Genomic DNA, 17,191 nt, shown 5'->3' on the forward strand with positions numbered 1-17,191 from the left:
ATCCAGTTTCGTAGTCTTCCAGCATATGTGACCAGTAACCTCGATGTTGTTATCACAATTTTAAAGGCTAACCTTTTTCAGAAAACGTTCTAATAACTCAGCGTACTCTTCCTGATCTTCTTCATCAGCCCATTCGAACTGAGAAAGATTACTCTTGATAGTCTGGAGTAATTTTTTCAGTTGTAATAAGTCTCTAAAATTATTCGTTTCAATAGAACAAAGAAGCTTCAACAGATGTCCATCATACATCTCCCCAGCAAGGGGATCTTCTGATAAAATTTCTATAGCCTTTTCTATACCAAGATCTATAAATACATGTTGGCCCAACATTCTACTAACATCTTCTAAGTCAAGCTCATCCACTTTCTTATTTATAAGTCTATCGTACCAATGATCTAAAGGTGACTCAGAGTTATCAGTCTGGATATTTTGATTTATTGAATATATTTCTTTAATTAGTTTACTCATTTATTTTGTTCAGCTCCAGCATTAGGTAATACTAATAAAAATCAAGCAATATTAGATAAATCTGAAATGTATAGAGCGAACATTTCTTATGATTGTTCAGAAATAGCGGAGAATCTAGCGATAAAAGATTTAGAAAATATAAAACCTGTTCTTCCTGACTAAGTATGCATCCGGATTAAAAAGGCCTATCTACGATCTTATAGGACGCAGGTAGGCCGCTTCATTTAAAAATTGCCTTGAATGGCGAGAAAGTTATTGGTTTACCCAAGCTTGCAAGCCTTCATCACTAATATCAATAGGTGCCTGTTTTGACATGTAGTCAGCGTTTGCCAAAGGGAATGCATAACCCCCAGCAATAATATCACCATGTCGTCTTCTAAGGGATCCTCCTCTTTCAATCAGAAGAATTAGAGGTTCGTACAAATCATGGAATTCCAATGCAATCTCATTTCCAGTATCCTGCAAGTTTAACCACTCTAGATAAGCTTCACATGTTCCTTTCATAAACGTATTTTTTAACCCGCTCAACCCAGGACACTTTTCTGATATACCCAGATCACAATCAAATCCAATTGCATGAGAAGCTTTAAAGAAAGGATACGGTGTTTCTAGATCATATAATGTAATTAGCACTGCTGCTCGTCTTATATATTCTTGTATTAGCGCCATATTTGAAGGCTCGTCTATAGTACCAGATAGATTCCAATCTATATTGTTTATTCTTTCTACTCCTTTGGAAAAATAACTCATCATTGCCTCCACTGTTCCGAGTTTTGTTTAGTATTTTGCGATTATTTAAATGGATCAAAGCCTTCAAATGTACCATATTCCGGTTGCTCAGGTGCCTTTCGATGTGCGCCATCATTCGGAGGTTGATCAGTATACGTTCTCTTATCATCTGACCATGACTCTATACGTCTGTACGGAATTCCCTCCTTCATTAATTTTGCTTCAGTAAGTTCATGATCGGCTAATTGTTTAAACCAATCCTTCTGGGCTTGATTGAGTTCTTTTTTCTGAGCTAATTGCCAAGCATATGCTATTTCATCGTCAGGTGAGAAATGTTCTTTTTTGATCAGAATCCCTCCTGCTTTCGGAATTTCATGTTTCTCTAAGAATAAATGTTTCTTTAAATTTGTAATGTCTGAAATATTTAAGCCTGTATTCTTAGCAACATCAGGAACATCCTCTAATTGTATATTCCTGATTTTATCATATGATTTCATACCATAATCTGAAATGCTATCTTCAAAGAGGATAAGTTCATCCAACTTGTTAAACGAAGAATTCGGCATATCATCTTTATTGATTCTTACTACTTTATTATCATGTGTAACAATTTCAGAATAATTATCATATACAGTCACCTTTTTAGCATGTTTACGAATATCCTGTACATTATCTCCAGAGACTATTTTTCTTATCACATTTTCTGTTTCAATGTTAGGTTTTCTTAATACCTCTGTAGCTTTACCCTCTATCTTACCATTCTTCGCCTTAGCAGCCTCAATATGCTGCTTAATCTTCGCCACAGCAGGATTAGAAGCAGGCAATCGTAACGGTCCTTTACTGCCCGGCATGCTCCCACGAACCATCTGAATCGCCATGAATATCTGACTAAACTTCAGAGAGGTCACCATCATCTGAGCATACTTATCTGATACAGGCTCTCCTGTCGTAGGATGAATACCCATCTCAAACGCCTTGATCTGTAACGCAAATATATCTTCCCCAGGCGGTTCAAGATTCACAGCTTGCATGCGATTAAAGTCCAGATTTCCCTGATCCCTCTGATAAGCCTGAAGGGCAGCCTGATCCGTAACACCTTTCTCGTTCACAGGCATCATTTTACCAAGCATCGCGTTATACGCCATCCGATAGCCCTTATCACCCGAACCAGAATCACCTGTTGATTTGGTCATCACAGCTGCGGCACCTACTGCTCCAATTGCACCACCCAGACTTACCTTCTGAGCATCTGCATCTTGGAAACGCGTGGCGATATCCTTCAATTCCTTGGATGTATTCACCATACTCTCCAGCGCTTTATCCAGTATAGGTCGTGACTGCTCGAACTCATAGTAAAATCGCTCCTGCGTCGCGCCCATCCACATCATCTGAACGAACATGATCTGTCTCGTCAGATCACTTCGTATACTCTCCAACTGTTGTCTGGCTTGATCCACCTGATTTGATACGTGATGTAGTTGTTCAGGGGTAACTTTGATTGTACTCATACGTTTCTCCGCTCATTTGAAATAGGATTATCCTATGTTAGCAGAAGCGTAATATGTAAACTATCCGGCTAACATCCTGATTTCACCATGGTAAAAACACAAGCTGTGCTCCTCATCGGTGCTATGGTCCTATATGCATATACCCACTTCAAGGCATATCCTACCAGTTTCAGTAAGCCCCCCTCCTACTTCATCTCCTCCAACATCACCCGATACCGTCCAATCTGCTCCGCTGTAGCCTCTTCCCGCAATGATTCCAACAATGCCGTGCACCTTATAAAATACCGATCCATCCCTAGCTTATCCCCTAACCTGATTGCCTGCAAAATGAACTCCACGGCCTCCTGCGCTCTTCCCATCCACCGTTCATACAAAGCCCGCTGATAACAGTAATGGTACATATCATCGTTGTTTGAAGAATTAATTTCTTTGCTATCGCCCAGCATATGATCCTCAAACACATGTAAAACCCGATCAATCTGCCACCTATGCCGCACTGCTGCTTCCGTAATCACTTTCAGACCTGCCAACCATTCCTCCGGATGCTCAAGCAGAAAGTTCACAAACTCCTCCAGCAGTTCCACCTGCCCGGTTTCAATCTCAAGAGCATACCGAATCACCTGTGCCTTATGCCTGAACTCCTGCACCACCTGAATACCTACCTCATCCAGATCCTCCATCCATCCCAGATCTGCATATTGATCGATATATGCCCGCGCCTGAGCGGCTTCCCCCATCTTCTGATGAGCTATCCCCCGCATCAAATGACTGACCCCGTAATAGTAAACCAATGGGCGCTCGGTATGTATATACGGAGCAGGTATTCCCTTTGACTGAAACTCCTGCCGCTCTTCATGGATAGACTGCACACATTGATATAACATATCCGCCCTCTCCATCACCTTGTTCCAACTTTCAAAAGCCACAGCCATCTCCAACATTTCAACAATGATGTCCGGTTTGAGTGATTTTAGGATAGATTTTTGCAAAGAGAAGATCCTCCCTCTATATAGGTTACGTTAGGCTATTAAACCAAGTCATTTATGCCCTGCATAAAGTATCCTATTTATTTTCTTTTAGAAACTACAAAGAAGTAGTACAATAATTCTAATATAGTACTTAATCGCAGTTTTTTCAATATGTTTTACTGCCTTTAAAACCCTGCTAATTACTTCAATACTCTCCTAACCTTTAGGAGAGGTGGTTAATATGACAACATTACGAAATTCGGTAGGAGAACGGATTAGAGCAATTCGTAAGATGAAGGGTTTAACACAGCAGCAACTAGCAGAACTTTCAGGATTGGATGATGCGTATATCGGGTCGGTAGAGCGTGGAGAGAGAAATTTTTCAATTGACACAGTGGAGAAAATTATTATTGCGTTAGAAATTCCGTCTGAAAACTTTTTTATATCTTCAGGAGAAATGACGGAAGAACAACTAGCCAGAATGAAGGCATTAGATGATTATTCTATTTTAATTAGTGATTTAAGCGAAGAAAAGTTAATTAAATTCACAAATGTGGTGAACGAAATCTCAAAACTTCTTGACTAACAATATCAATAACCGTTGCTAACTAACAACGGTTACTGATGAGTTCTAACTCTTATATTCAAATTACCCCATCCATCTCTACAAGAAAATTAATTAAATCTGTTTTACTAATTACTCTTGCACAGACTCCATGAGCATAAGCTTGAAACCAGGCCTGACCTTTATCCGATGTGAATGAGTTAAATATGAATCTACCATAGGAATCACACGGTCTCACACGATATATGCAATCAGTAATAGGTATATATCCACTTTTGACCATGGCTATATTTCCTATACATCTCTTTCCAACTCTTGAGACCAATATATCTCCTGGTTCTGCTAACGTTATGTTTTCAGGGAAATCCTCTTTTGTTGTTACATAATCAACGAAAGAATTATTAGAAGTAAAACTTGTAGTATGGAAATAATCCAGCTCTAATTGATCAAGATATTTTTTGGTTCTATTCCCCCTACAAATAGAGTCTGTAATCTCTCCCAATCTAACATTATTTTTATTTTGAGATTCAAGCCCTAGTGCCCAAAAATGGAAGTCAAAATCCATTCTGTGAACTAAGTCTTCTTTATTCACATACAAACTTTGGATAATATCCCCATCATTATTAGCTTTTGATAGTTCAACTTTAGTATTTGTTTTAATATTTTTTTGTATTATCAGTATATGAGTGCGAGCTTCAGTTTTATTAAAGATATTGTCTGGTAATTGAATTATACATTTGATGTTGTGATTAAATAAGAGATCTTTCCTTAAATCATTATAATAATGATTCGTCATTACACTATCCGGTAAAATTATACCCAACTCTCGTCCATCTCTTAGAAACATTAAGTTACGAGCTAAAAAAACAATATCAGTGGTTATTTGTTTATTATTAAAACAGCTTTCTAATTTGACTTTTTTAAATAATGCTTTATCCTCCTCACTCATTGTATGTTTTAAATATGGTGGATTACAAATTGCTATGTCTATTGAGGAACTTTTAATATTTAGTTGTACATTTATATTATCTTCAAGCCCATTAAAGTTAATGACATCAACAAAAGGTAGATTTTTTTTTATATTTATAATTGAAGTGTCATCTATATCTACACCGTAATATCGGGCTTCATTCCACCTTTCAAAAGCCGCTAGACTTAATGACCCATCACCTATAGCCAACTCTAAAATTTTTTTAGGCCTTTTAATATCAAGTTTATTAATTAGTAGCCTTGATATTTTTTCTTGGGTATAATATCTAGCCAGAGTATCCATTTATACAAAATTCCTCCCATAATATTCTTGCATACTTTTTGTGAATTCTTTATATACCACTTTTTCATTATTATCACATGAAGAATCAACAAATAAACTATAGTATTTTTTGAATGTCTTTTTATCCCTACGAAAATCAAAATACCATTGCTCGGTTCTTGATTTATAAGTTCTTTCTAGTACTTCACAGAACAAATAGTTATTTACCTCTTTAACTAAATTTTCACATACAAGTACCATTTCATTAAGATGCTCAAAGTTTATTTGTAATGGTTTTTCAAGAAACTTCCCATGCTCTGCTAAGCCTAACTCAATAGCATTATTTGATCCTAACAAACCAAAGCGATGAACTACACAGTGTCTAAGTTGACAAATTTTAGAGTACTCTTTAAAAACTGTATTTATAGTTGATATATTGTCGAGCTTTATTCCTGTAAGTTTTTTTATTGTTTCTTTTATGTTATAACCATTGGTAAATGAATATTCCTCAAGCAATGCTTCAGGCAACAAAAATTTATCGTGCGTAATAACCGCCCCGTATTTAAGATGTTGATTCTCACAAATTTTTCTCGATGATTCATCAACTATTATTATTGTTCTTATAATTTTTCTAACATAGCTTTCAACAGCCGATATACAACCAAGCAAAATCATATTCATGAGTTCTCTTGGTACAAGATCAATATTTTCTTCGTATGGTCTAAGCAAAGCAAATAAAGCACTTCTCTTTTCAATGAAATCGTCAATAGCAGACTTACGAGAATGGACAAAAGTATCATCAAATATTCCATTTGTTGTAAAATTACTTGCTGAAGTATTTGAACTTAATAAATAGTTAAATTTAGCCATGACTATGCAAGGAACTCCTCTATAAGTTTATTAACTATATTTATAATTTTCTCTGCCTTTTTACGTCCGAACCCATGAGGTTTTCGTAGTTCATCACCTATATCAGAAATAGATAAAAAATCCTTTACAGTTTTAAGCTGTGTTTCTTCTTTAATTTTACTCTTTTGCCAATCTGTTAGAGGGATATCATCAATAGTTAGTTGCATACATTTTTCAAAAGAAGACTTAGAAATCAATTCAGATCCACATGCATGGCAAAATTTCTGGTTTTCGCTGAGACGATTCGCACCACATTTTGTACAAGGTGGTAAATCTAACTTTAAATTTCTTAGAGCTTCATTATCAAGAATATTATATATATTGTCTTTACGAATCGGGTGTTTACTGTTTTTTCTTTTCAAAAACTGTATAATTTCTGATGAATTGAATCCTTTACTTCTCGAAAAAGCTCTCCTTTGAAATAAGAACATAATATGCGGAATGAATCTTTTGAATTCTCTATTCTCACCATGCTTAACGGGTGATAGCTCATATAGCAGACCAGCTTCTATTAGGAATTTGATCATTCGATCTAGAGATTTGTCGTTGTAACTGCTTAGGCCAACAATAAGTTGTTTTTCATTTAAATTACTATCAACTAATTTTTTATTGATTTGTGTGACCTCATGGACTAATCTATCAAAAAAGTCCCAGCCCGTATCTATAATTGTACTGTATTGGTTTAGTTTTTGTTTAATAGAAATATATTCATCATTAAGGAGTTTACATCTAGCATCTATTATAGTGTTGAATTTTTTCTGTTGGTTTCTCGAATCAGATTGCTCTAAATCTCTTAGAAGAGTTATAAATGCGCGAGGGTTCCCAAATGAGGCAAACCTAAGTAATTCTTTATAATTGCCATCTATTTTTACTTCATTGAATCTTTTTTCACATAATTGATTAATAAACTCCTCATACTCTGCTCCTTCAGGTTCAAACCACACATTAAAAGGATCTCCATCTTGTTTCAAATGAAATCTCGGCCCGTATTCAGTAGTCCCCGGGTATACTGAAGCCTTGGGTGAGATCTGTGTTGTTTTTAAACTTCTGAATACATCAAAAAACTCAACCATATATTCTTTAGTAAGTGTTAGAGCAGCATCATCTAGTAACAGTATAGTTCTTTTTCTGCCACAGCTTGAAGCTGAATCTATAATAAAATTAATTACAAATTGTATTGTTACATTATTTATAACAGTAGTATGCCAGTCTTCTTGAATATTTTTCTCAGATTGTGCTATGAACTTTTTGATTTCTTCTACTGACAATTGACCAATATAATCTATTTTATCTTCTTTTTTCAAACGTTCTAGTGAGTTTATACATCCTAATATAATCTTACATAGTACCCATGTATGAAATACAGTAATAGCTGCAGGGTTTTTAGATAATAGCGGCTCAAGATAGTAATACTTACTAAAAGAAACATATACAGGAAATGGTTTGGTCTTATCCTGTAGACTGCTGTTATAGGCTAACTTCATTTGATGTGTTTTTCCCGTCCCCCTTGGCCCAACTAATACCTTAGCCCCTTTTTCAAGCAACTTCCTTTGAATCGACTCGAAATAAGGTATATCCACATTCCACTTTAAAATATCATCATCTAATATATAATCTGCTCGTTCCTCAAAACCGTTATCTTCATACTCTATTTTATTCCTCAAAATAATCCCCCTATGTAAAAATTTTGTTAAATCGATATCGAAATCTCAATAAAGCTTCTGTATAAATTATACATAATATAAAACAATACAGTATATAGATTTTTTTATGGCGTAAGATATTCGAACAAAGCCCATTTGGAGTTTTTAGGTTAGACCAATCAGGTGCACCCTCATATTACAGAATTCTACCTTCCATTATTGATTTTTGATTAAATACTAGACGAACTGATTCCGCTCAAACTCCGCAAACTCCACTCTGTTCCGTCCATTCTGCTTCGCCTGATACAAAGCCTTATCCACCGCAGCGAATAACTGAGTCAAATACCCCTCCGGATTGTCCGGTACATGCACAACTTCAAAATCCTCAAAGGAAAGAATCCCAATACTAATCGTAATCGACACCTGCATAATCTCGTGATCCACCATAATGTGGTTGGACTCCACAGCTGTTCTTACTCGCTCCGCGATTTGATTCGCCAAATCATGCTCCGTATGCGGAAGGTAGATCATGAACTCTTCCCCGCCATAACGCGTCAGGATATCGGTACTGCGAATCGATTGTTTGACGGCCTCCGCCGTGCGGACGAGCACTTCGTCCCCGATGACATGCCCATAGCGATCATTGATCGCTTTGAAGTAGTCGATATCGAGCAGCAGAAGTGAGAATGGTGTTTTGTATTGAATATTGGTAATGACCTCGTGATTCAGATGTTGGGTCAGATAACGACGGTTGTAACAGTTGGTTAAACTGTCCGTCAGCGCGAGTTCCTCCAGTTTGCGATTGGCCTCGGATAACTCCTGACGTATCAAGTCTAGCGCCTGGTTTCGCTCCTGTAGCGTTACGTTCTGGCGATTCATCTCCTTTACATAGAAGCGCTCCTGCGAGACATCCTGGAACGTAAGGATATGACCGATCGGCACAAGAGCTGAATCCACAATCGGAGACGATTGCAGGATAAAGTGCCGGATATTGTTATCCCGCTCCACGATCACTTCAATGTGAGAGAGGGTATTTTCTTTTTTCTTATAATGATTCACGAACTCCCGACAGCTGCCCACAACATGAACAGACTCCAGAAAGGCTTCCATATCAAAAGAATCCCCCACATGCAGATCCATAAAGGATCGTGAGGCTTTGTTCGCTTCAACAATGACTTCATTCTCATCCAGTACCAGGATGCCATATGGAATGGTATTGATCACATCCTCATGCGCGATAGAGACCAGATCGAACACATTGTATCTTTTGATCACATAGACGAAGAACAGGTCCGACAGAAAGATCCCCAGCGAAGTCATGCCAGGAATAATCGGCAACCAGCGGGCTAGAACGACATTCAGAATCGCATCGATTGTTGCAAAAACAGCCAACACCAAGATGCCCCACAGGGTGATTCTTACCTGTTTTTTGATCATGGCAGACGTCTGCGAAGAATACACCGCCCGGAATAGAACCACGAGAGACGTCACGAAATAGCTCACCAGAATAATCATCACAACCCAGAACCAAGGGCCGTAAGCCCGCTCGATATACCCGCCCTCCAGCGGGATGACGAACTCATTCCATGGATTGGCGACCACACCTATAGCCCCGATCACCGCAGGGACAAATAGCAAGAAGGTTCCTTTTGCACTCAGACGCTCTGAATAGCCGGTAATAAAGATCGTCAGTAGAAGCCATCCGCTCCCAAGCAGGGAGACCGCGACGAATGATAACGTAACGTAGAACAACTGCAGACCGGAATCATTCGTGAGCGTACTCGCAAATTGGCAGAAAGGCCAGAGCATCATCAACCCGTGAAATAAAAAGTACACCTTATGTAAGTTCGTAATTCTAACCGTAGCAAACACATATACACCTACACCGAACAATAGGACAAATAAAAAGAGATCATACCATACTAATGGGTTCACGAATCTTCTCCTTCTTAGATGCGACAATGACAACATGATCATTCATATTTCTGAGTGACACTTATGTAAAACTTCAATAAACACTTATATTCAATACTGCTATACCAATTTTATTGGTTAATTTAACCATATCTTATCACACCACCAAAAGGGTGAGTAGCCCATACACTGGAAGTCCGACCAACCTCTGATCGAAATGCTGATCTATTTCTGATTATTTATGAATGCTTTTGAAGGTTTGGAGTACAAACAGGAGAGGAAAATCATCTGCTCGGGAGTTATTCAGCTATCATCAGGTGGTCGTATTAAGCCATCCGTTTACCGGACGGCTCTTTGTATCATTCGTTTACTACATCCAGAGGGAGATTGTCCGTGAATAGATTGGGGTTATCCTTCAACATCTCCGTGATTACTTCCGCCGTCTTAGCCACATCACACACTCTTACGACCGCATCACCGAGCTTGCCTTTACGCATCGCACCTTCACGAACCAATACCTCATCTACTTTCCAGAAATGCTCCGACCATGGCAATCCACAATGTCTGCGAGACGGTACCGAAATTTGGCTTCCATCTGGTAAAACCGTATACAGCATCTCATGCTCGTCCGTCATTCTGCCCGGGATGTCCACCCACTCTTCGACCCCATGGATAAAAGTATTCCGCTTCAAGTCAACGCCTACTAACAAGATCGTTGCATTCCGATCGAGCAGTTTCCCCCATGCTGAACCTCTCGCACACGGTGTATCGAAGAGATGATCGTCCTTCGTAAATGCCGCTGCGTCCCTTCCTAGTGCCGCTACCGAGTGCGTAGGGTGCCACGAACGAACCACGCTCGGACGTTTACGAAATAGTTCAGGAAGAATACCCACGCAGCATACAGAATTTTCCACGTGGAACACTGGGTTATCCGCATTAATGGTAGACCATGTATGCGTGGGAAGCACTAACAATCCCTCTTTCATATATTCGCTGAAGGCATCCAACACCGTGTCTGCTCCACCTTCAACCTCGCCTATACTTTTCATCGAAGAGTGCATGAGTACCGTACCTTGCCCATCCAAACCAAGTTGCTCTAGTTGCTGCATTAAGCTTTCTTTTGTGTACATATCTATCCTCCTCCATTTCTTATCCCATCTCTATGAAAAAAAGTAAATTTTTGCTCAGCTTCACATCATGCTTCTCAGCATAACAAACAAAGGGCCGAGGGTTAACCCCCGGCCACAGAGAAAGAATGTGTATGAGTTCAGGCAGTAGCTGCCAATCCACTTTTACTTAATAATAACGTACTCCAGATTCACCAGCTTCGCATACGTCACGATCTGATCTGTCGTCAGGTTCAAGGATACAACCGTATGGTGACCACCACCATTTTCGATCCATGCTTTCACTCCATCTTGGAAGTTCGGCTTCACGCTCCATAGAACACGCGCTACCGGCAGATTAGGTGCTGGAACGGTTGGCTCAAATGCAGATACTTCGTTGATCAGCAGTTTGTAATGGGTACCGAAGTCTGCCATGGATACCACAACACCTTCGCCTGCCTTACCGTCGAATACGAGACGTGCAGGATCTTCACGATCGCCAATACCCAGTGGGGACACGATGATTCTCGGTTTTGTGCTGGCAAGTGTCGGATCTACTTCAAGCATATGAGATTGCAGGATCGCTTCCTGTCCAGCGGCCATCTCGTATGTGTAATCTTCCATGAAGCCTGTGTTCTCGTTATGGGCCATGATTTTCAGCAAACGATCCAGCGCAGCTGTTTTCCAGTCACCCTCACCAGCAAATCCGTACCCTTGAGCCATCAGCCGTTGTACTGCCAGACCCGGAAGCTGTTTCATGCCATGCAGATCTTCGAAGTTCGTAGTGAAGGCACTGTAACCACCTTCGTCCAGGAAACGTTTAATCGCAATCTCATAACTCGCTTGCACACGTACACTGGCTTCCCAAGCTTCCTTGCTGTTTGTACCATAATCGAACTCGTAGAGGTCTCCGTACTGAGCGATCAGATCATCAATTTCCTGCTCTGTTACGGCGTTCACGTATTGCACGAGGTCGCCAATACCGAAGTAATCAACGGTCCAGCCGAATTGGATCTGTGCTTCCACTTTATCCCCTTCAGTTACGCCCACGTTGCGCATGTTATCACCGAAACGAGCGACTTTGATGTTAAAGCTTTCATTATAAGCTACCGCTACGTCCATCCAGTCAGCGACCTGCTGTTGCACTTCTGGGCGCTCCCAGTAACCAACAACGATTTTATTTTGTTTTCTCAGACGGGCATTGATGAAGCCATATTCACGGTCACCGTGTGCCGCTTGGTTCAGGTTCATGAAGTCCATATCGATGGTTGCCCATGGAATGCTTTCGTTAAATTGAGTTGCCAAGTGAAGCAAAGGTTTTTGCAGCAATTTCGTACCACGAATCCACATTTTAGCCGGGGAGAACGTATGCATCCATGTGATCACACCTGCTACTTCATCGCGATAGTTCACTTCTTTCATCGTGCTTGTGATTTTATCTGCGCTTACCGCCAGATCCTGCAATACGAGTGGGTACGGCAGTACGCCGCTTGCGTTAAGGGCATCCGTGATTTTCTGTGCGTTGGCTTTTACTTCGCCCAGTGCTTCTTCTCCGTACAAATGCTGTGAACCGACGACAAACCAGAATTCTTTTGCTGCTGACATATAATCATCCTCATTTCATTATTTTATAGTTGAACAAATGGGTTTACACTTACCACTCCGATTGCAGTACCATCTTCCGATCGCTGGTTATCCCCGGATTTTTTGATTCCCTTTTTGCAAAGGGAAAATCCTGTGATAAACGCGAGCGCTTCGCTTCTTCAGATTGGTTCTGCACTCTCCGTTATCGTGTAAAAAGTATAGTTGAACAAATCAATCCCACACTAAACCACTTGTAAGCCAGAACATGCTTCCAGTCACTGTTATAACCTAATTACTTCTGTCCGTAATACGCGTCTTTGCCGTGTTTTCGCAGATAGTGTTTATCCAGAATGCCTTGTGGCAGTTCTTTTGCAAAGTTATTCAACTGCCGCGCGTACAGGTTCATTTTGCATACTTCCTCCAGCACGACACTGTTCACCACCGCAGACTTGGCATCTTTCCCCCACGTAAACGGTGCGTGACCATGGAGCAGTACTGCTGGTACAGCCATAACATCAATTCCACGCTGTTCAAACGTTTCAATAATGACGCGTCCCGTCTCCGCTTCGTATCCGCGATCAACCTCGTCTTGGTTCAGGAAACGTGCACATGGCACTGCTCCATAGAATGTGTCCGCATGTGTGGTTCCCATTACAGGTACGTCCAGTCCGGCTTGCGCCCAGATGGTCGCCCATGTGGAATGTGTGTGCACAATACCGCCAATCTCCGAGTAATGCTTATATAGTACGGCATGTGTTGCGGTATCCGAGGAAGGTTTCATCTCACCCTCCACCACGTTACCGTCCAGATCGACCACAACCATGTCGCTTGCTTTCATCACATCGTAGCTAACGCCACTTGGTTTAATCACGAACAGACCGCTTTCCCGATCAATTGCACTGACGTTACCCCATGTGAATTTTACAAGTCCGTGCTTTGGCAGTTCCAGATTCGCCTGGAATACCTCTTCCTTCAGTTGTTCTAACATGTTATTCCCTCCCGTTCTCTAATAGTGTGTGTTCAAAAAGTCGGTTTTCAGTACCGAGAAGATGGGATGAAGCTAGAAATGGAGTAGCGGAGCGTAGATAGAGCTACGTGAGCAACGGACATTTCGGCTGAATTCCATATTCGATGTTGATGATGCCACTAGGCATCCTTCGTAATCAAAAGCGGTCTTTTTGAACATCCTCTACCAGATGATCTACGGCTGATTGCTCAATTGTGAGTCCACTCCGATAGCGTTCGATAAATGATTCAAATCCTTTTACATCCGATGCATCCGGTGCCACTTCCACTCCCTCAACATCGCTAAAGACCTTCTGCTCCAGGAACACATCCAGGCTCTCCTCTTGATCCTTGTTGATCATGTACGAAGCCAGAAGCGCCATGCCCCATGCGCCGCCTTCACCAGCGGTAGACATTACGGATACCGGTACATTCATCGCAGCGGCTACAATCCGTTGTCCAACTACAGGAGTTTTAAATAGGCCACCATGAGCCAAAATACTGTCAATGGCTACATTCTCTTCCTCCGTCAAAATGTCCATGCCCAGCTTGAGTGCGCCGAAGGCACTGAACAGATGTGTCCGCATGAAGTTTGCCAGATTAAAGTTACTTTCCGGGGAGCGGACGAACAATGGACGGCCTTTCTCAAGTCCCGTAATGTTCTCACCTGAGTAGTATCCATAGCTGAGCAAGCCACCACCATCAGGGTCTGCCTCCAAAGCTTTGTTAAACAACACGCTAAACAACTTGCCGTTATCCACTTCATATCCCATCGCTTGAGAGAATTCGCGGAACAATCCAACCCATGCGTTGATATCACTGGAACAGTTGTTGGCATGCACCATCCCTACTGGGCTACCATCTGGCGTGGTGACCATATCAATCTCGGGATACACTTTGGATAATTCCTTCTCCAGTACAATCATCGCAAATACGGATGTGCCCACAGAGATGTTCCCCGTACGTTTTCGCACGCTATTCGTTGCCACCATACCTGTTCCGGCATCGCCTTCTGGCGGACAGAGCGGAATGCCTGCTTGCAGATCTTGCGAAGGGTCGAGCAACTTGGCTCCCGCTTCCGTCAATGCACCTGCATTCTCACCCGCGAGATATACCTTGGGCAGAAGGTCCTCGACTTTCCACGGATAACCTTTGCCTGCGACCTGTTCGTCGAACTGTTGGATCATGGATGGGTGATAGTTATGTGTAGACTCGTCAATTGGGAAAATGCCTGATGCATCGCCGATCCCAATCGCCTTATTGCCCGTCAGCAACCAGTGGATGTATCCAGCCAAAGTTGTCAGGTGATCGATCTGTGGCACATGTGCCTCTTCGTTCAAAATGGCTTGGTACAAGTGGGCGATGCTCCAGCGTTCCGGAATATTGAATTGCAGAAGTTCCGTTAGCTCCCTTGCAGCTGCTCCCGTCGTAGCATTACGCCAGGTTCGGAAAGGTACCAGCATTTCACCTGCGCTATCCAATGCGATATATCCGTGCATCATGGCCGAGAATCCGATAGAACCGACCGTTCGCAGCGTAATTCCGTATTTCTGTTCCACATCTTGCTTCATCTCACGATAAGCCGTTTGCAGACCTGTGATGATATCCTCCTGGTTGTACGTCCAATATCCATCTTTCAGGAGGTTCTCCCATTCATAACTGCCTGACGCGATGGTTTCAAAACGCTCGTCAATCAACACCGCCTTAATCCGCGTTGATCCAAATTCAATTCCGAGCGAAGTAGCACCCTTGGTAATGGCTTCTTTCAAGTCCAATTGACTCATAATCACGTGTATCCCCTCTCCGGTCGCGATTTGACATCCCATAGGATGCATATATAAGGTGAAACTTCTACTTATGGCAGTGACTAATCACGATTTTGGTATAAAAGGTGGTTCAAAAAATCTGTCTTCTTAAAAGAATGCGCTTTCCTTTTCTGACAGCCTTAGTATATTTTTTGTACGTACATTTGTCAATAATATATAATAGTTATACTTACAAAGGACACATATTGTACTCTAATTGACCATTCAAAGGTCTCAAACAGCTATAAATTGGCTATGCTGTAAGGTACACTTCTATCTAAAAAGGCCGGATATGTACGGTTCATTTCAAAAAATATGCTGTTTTATATGCATTCCAACTGAATCATGCTAAAATATGTACGTACAACTATTTGAACAATAACATTGATATAGATGAGTAACGATGAAAGAAGTGGACTACGTGAAGCCAAAATACCAGGTCATCATTGATGATATAAAGAGTCATATCCTTTCGGGGACATATAGCATAGGCGAACAGATCCCTACGGAGTCGGCATTACAGGATAGCTACAACGTGAGTCGCCAGACGGTGCGGAAGGCTATTTTGGAGTTATCGAACGAAGGGTTTTTACGAAGCGAAAAGGGTTCAGGAACTTACGTTAGCAATCAGTATCGATCACGATCAGGCGGCCATACGTCGAAGAAAACGATCGGTGTGATCACAACATACATCTCGGATTACATCTTTCCGTCCATTATCCGCGGCATTGAGAGTCGTCTGAATGAGGACAACTACTCGTTATTGCTGGCCAGCACCAATAATGATGTAACACAGGAGAAAAAAGCACTTGAAATGATGCTCTCCTACGGCGTGGATGGCCTGATTGTCGAACCGACCAAAAGTAATCTGTACAATCCCAACATCGCATACTACCTTTCGTTCAAAGAGCAGGATGTACCGTTTACGATGATTAATGCGTTTTATGAGGAGCTGGAGGTTCCGTTCTTCTGTCTGGATGACGTGCAGTCCAGTTATCTTGCCACACTTGAATTGATCGCCAAAGGCCATACCCAGATTGGCATTATTGCGAAAATGGATGACCTACAAGGAAAGTATCGGATGAAGGGATACATCAAGGCACTGGGTGAAGCGAAGTTAAGGTTCCATCCTGAGCAAGTGCTTTCCTTTGATACCGCATCGAAACCGGATTTATCTTCTAATGTAGCCACGTATCTGGACGAAAACAGGGATTCGCTCACCGCGATCGTCTGTTATAACGACGAGGTGGGACTAGAGGTCGTGCACGCCTGTAGGCAACTCGGCATCTCGATCCCGGATGAGTTATCCATCATTGGACAGGACAATTCGTACATCGCCAAGAACGCCAACATAAGGCTAACAACACTAACCCATCCCCAAGAGCAAATGGGCCGCGATGCTGCCGACTGGGTGATCAAGAACCTGCAAGGCAAAAAGGATCTGCCAACGAACACCTACTATCAGCCCGTGCTGGTTGAGGGAGAGACCGTGAAGGAGATCGAAGTGGAATAATATTGATGCGGAACTGGGCGATAAGGTGTTACCGAGCGTTCTTTTTCCAACGTATATTAAAGAAGGCCGTCAGAATGATCTGCGGCCTTCTTTGTTATTGTTTAATATTATAATGAGGAATTAAAATTTTTCTTACATACTACATCTTCTCTAATAGAAACTACTTCGTCTGATCCGCTTCATCACTCACCAGACTTACAAGGACGCCTTTCTTCTCCATTT

General features: G+C 41.4%; 14 protein-coding genes. 2 read left to right on the forward strand and 12 right to left on the reverse strand.

Going from position 1 to position 17,191, the window contains the following annotated elements:
* Positions 1-60: 60 nt before the first annotated feature.
* From MKX75_RS28860 to MKX75_RS28875, 4 genes are all read right to left on the reverse strand, one after another.
* A complete protein-coding gene (locus tag MKX75_RS28860) occupies positions 61-468 on the reverse strand; it encodes a contact-dependent growth inhibition system immunity protein (RefSeq protein ID WP_076332172.1) in 408 nt (135 codons plus the stop codon).
* A gap of 252 nt (positions 469-720) precedes the next feature.
* Complete coding sequence (locus MKX75_RS28865; protein ID WP_139331903.1) at positions 721-1,221, reverse strand: hypothetical protein; 501 nt, start codon at positions 1,219-1,221, stop codon at positions 721-723.
* 38 nt (positions 1,222-1,259) lie between these two features.
* Positions 1,260-2,705, reverse strand: a complete 1,446-nt coding sequence (locus MKX75_RS28870; protein ID WP_339167817.1) for a WXG100 family type VII secretion target — start codon at positions 2,703-2,705, stop codon at positions 1,260-1,262.
* Between the two features lie 185 nt (positions 2,706-2,890).
* Entirely contained in the window at positions 2,891-3,694 is an 804-nt protein-coding gene (locus tag MKX75_RS28875; protein ID WP_339167818.1) for a DNA-binding protein, read from the reverse strand.
* A gap of 220 nt (positions 3,695-3,914) precedes the next feature.
* Between MKX75_RS28875 and MKX75_RS28880 the strand changes: the two genes are divergently transcribed.
* On the forward strand, positions 3,915-4,259 hold the full coding sequence (locus tag MKX75_RS28880) for a helix-turn-helix transcriptional regulator (RefSeq protein ID WP_339167819.1): 345 nt from the start codon (positions 3,915-3,917) through the stop codon (positions 4,257-4,259).
* A 58-nt stretch (positions 4,260-4,317) separates the two neighbouring features.
* Here the strand turns inward: MKX75_RS28880 and MKX75_RS28885 are convergent, their stop codons facing one another.
* The 8 genes from MKX75_RS28885 to MKX75_RS28920 all read right to left on the reverse strand — a co-directional run bounded on the left by MKX75_RS28885 (position 4,318) and on the right by MKX75_RS28920 (position 15,435).
* Complete coding sequence (locus MKX75_RS28885; protein WP_339167820.1) at positions 4,318-5,511, reverse strand: N-6 DNA methylase; 1,194 nt, start codon at positions 5,509-5,511, stop codon at positions 4,318-4,320.
* On the reverse strand, positions 5,512-6,360 hold the full coding sequence (locus tag MKX75_RS28890) for a hypothetical protein (RefSeq protein WP_339167821.1): 849 nt from the start codon (positions 6,358-6,360) through the stop codon (positions 5,512-5,514).
* 2 nt (positions 6,361-6,362) lie between these two features.
* Positions 6,363-8,063, reverse strand: coding sequence for a zinc ribbon domain-containing protein (locus MKX75_RS28895; protein WP_339167822.1), 1,701 nt, complete (start codon positions 8,061-8,063; stop codon positions 6,363-6,365).
* Positions 8,064-8,279: 216 nt separating this feature from the next.
* Positions 8,280-9,977 (reverse strand): diguanylate cyclase, encoded by a 1,698-nt coding sequence (locus MKX75_RS28900; protein ID WP_339167823.1) that lies wholly within the window; start codon positions 9,975-9,977, stop codon positions 8,280-8,282.
* A gap of 338 nt (positions 9,978-10,315) precedes the next feature.
* Positions 10,316-11,086 (reverse strand): AAC(3) family N-acetyltransferase, encoded by a 771-nt coding sequence (locus MKX75_RS28905; RefSeq protein WP_076332179.1) that lies wholly within the window; start codon positions 11,084-11,086, stop codon positions 10,316-10,318.
* A gap of 162 nt (positions 11,087-11,248) precedes the next feature.
* Positions 11,249-12,667, reverse strand: coding sequence for an L-arabinose isomerase (araA, locus tag MKX75_RS28910; protein WP_017691494.1), 1,419 nt, complete (start codon positions 12,665-12,667; stop codon positions 11,249-11,251).
* A 271-nt stretch (positions 12,668-12,938) separates the two neighbouring features.
* Positions 12,939-13,634, reverse strand: coding sequence for an L-ribulose-5-phosphate 4-epimerase (locus MKX75_RS28915; protein WP_339167825.1), 696 nt, complete (start codon positions 13,632-13,634; stop codon positions 12,939-12,941).
* A gap of 175 nt (positions 13,635-13,809) precedes the next feature.
* Positions 13,810-15,435, reverse strand: coding sequence for an FGGY-family carbohydrate kinase (locus tag MKX75_RS28920; RefSeq protein WP_339167827.1), 1,626 nt, complete (start codon positions 15,433-15,435; stop codon positions 13,810-13,812).
* Between the two features lie 442 nt (positions 15,436-15,877).
* Here MKX75_RS28920 and MKX75_RS28925 point away from each other — a divergent pair, with 442 nt between their 5' ends.
* Positions 15,878-16,969, forward strand: a complete 1,092-nt coding sequence (locus MKX75_RS28925) for a GntR family transcriptional regulator (RefSeq protein WP_339170631.1) — start codon at positions 15,878-15,880, stop codon at positions 16,967-16,969.
* The last annotated feature ends 222 nt before the right edge of the window (positions 16,970-17,191 follow it).

It is taken from the genome of Paenibacillus sp. FSL R5-0341, from assembly GCF_037975235.1.
GTDB lineage: Bacteria > Bacillota > Bacilli > Paenibacillales > Paenibacillaceae > Paenibacillus > Paenibacillus amylolyticus_A.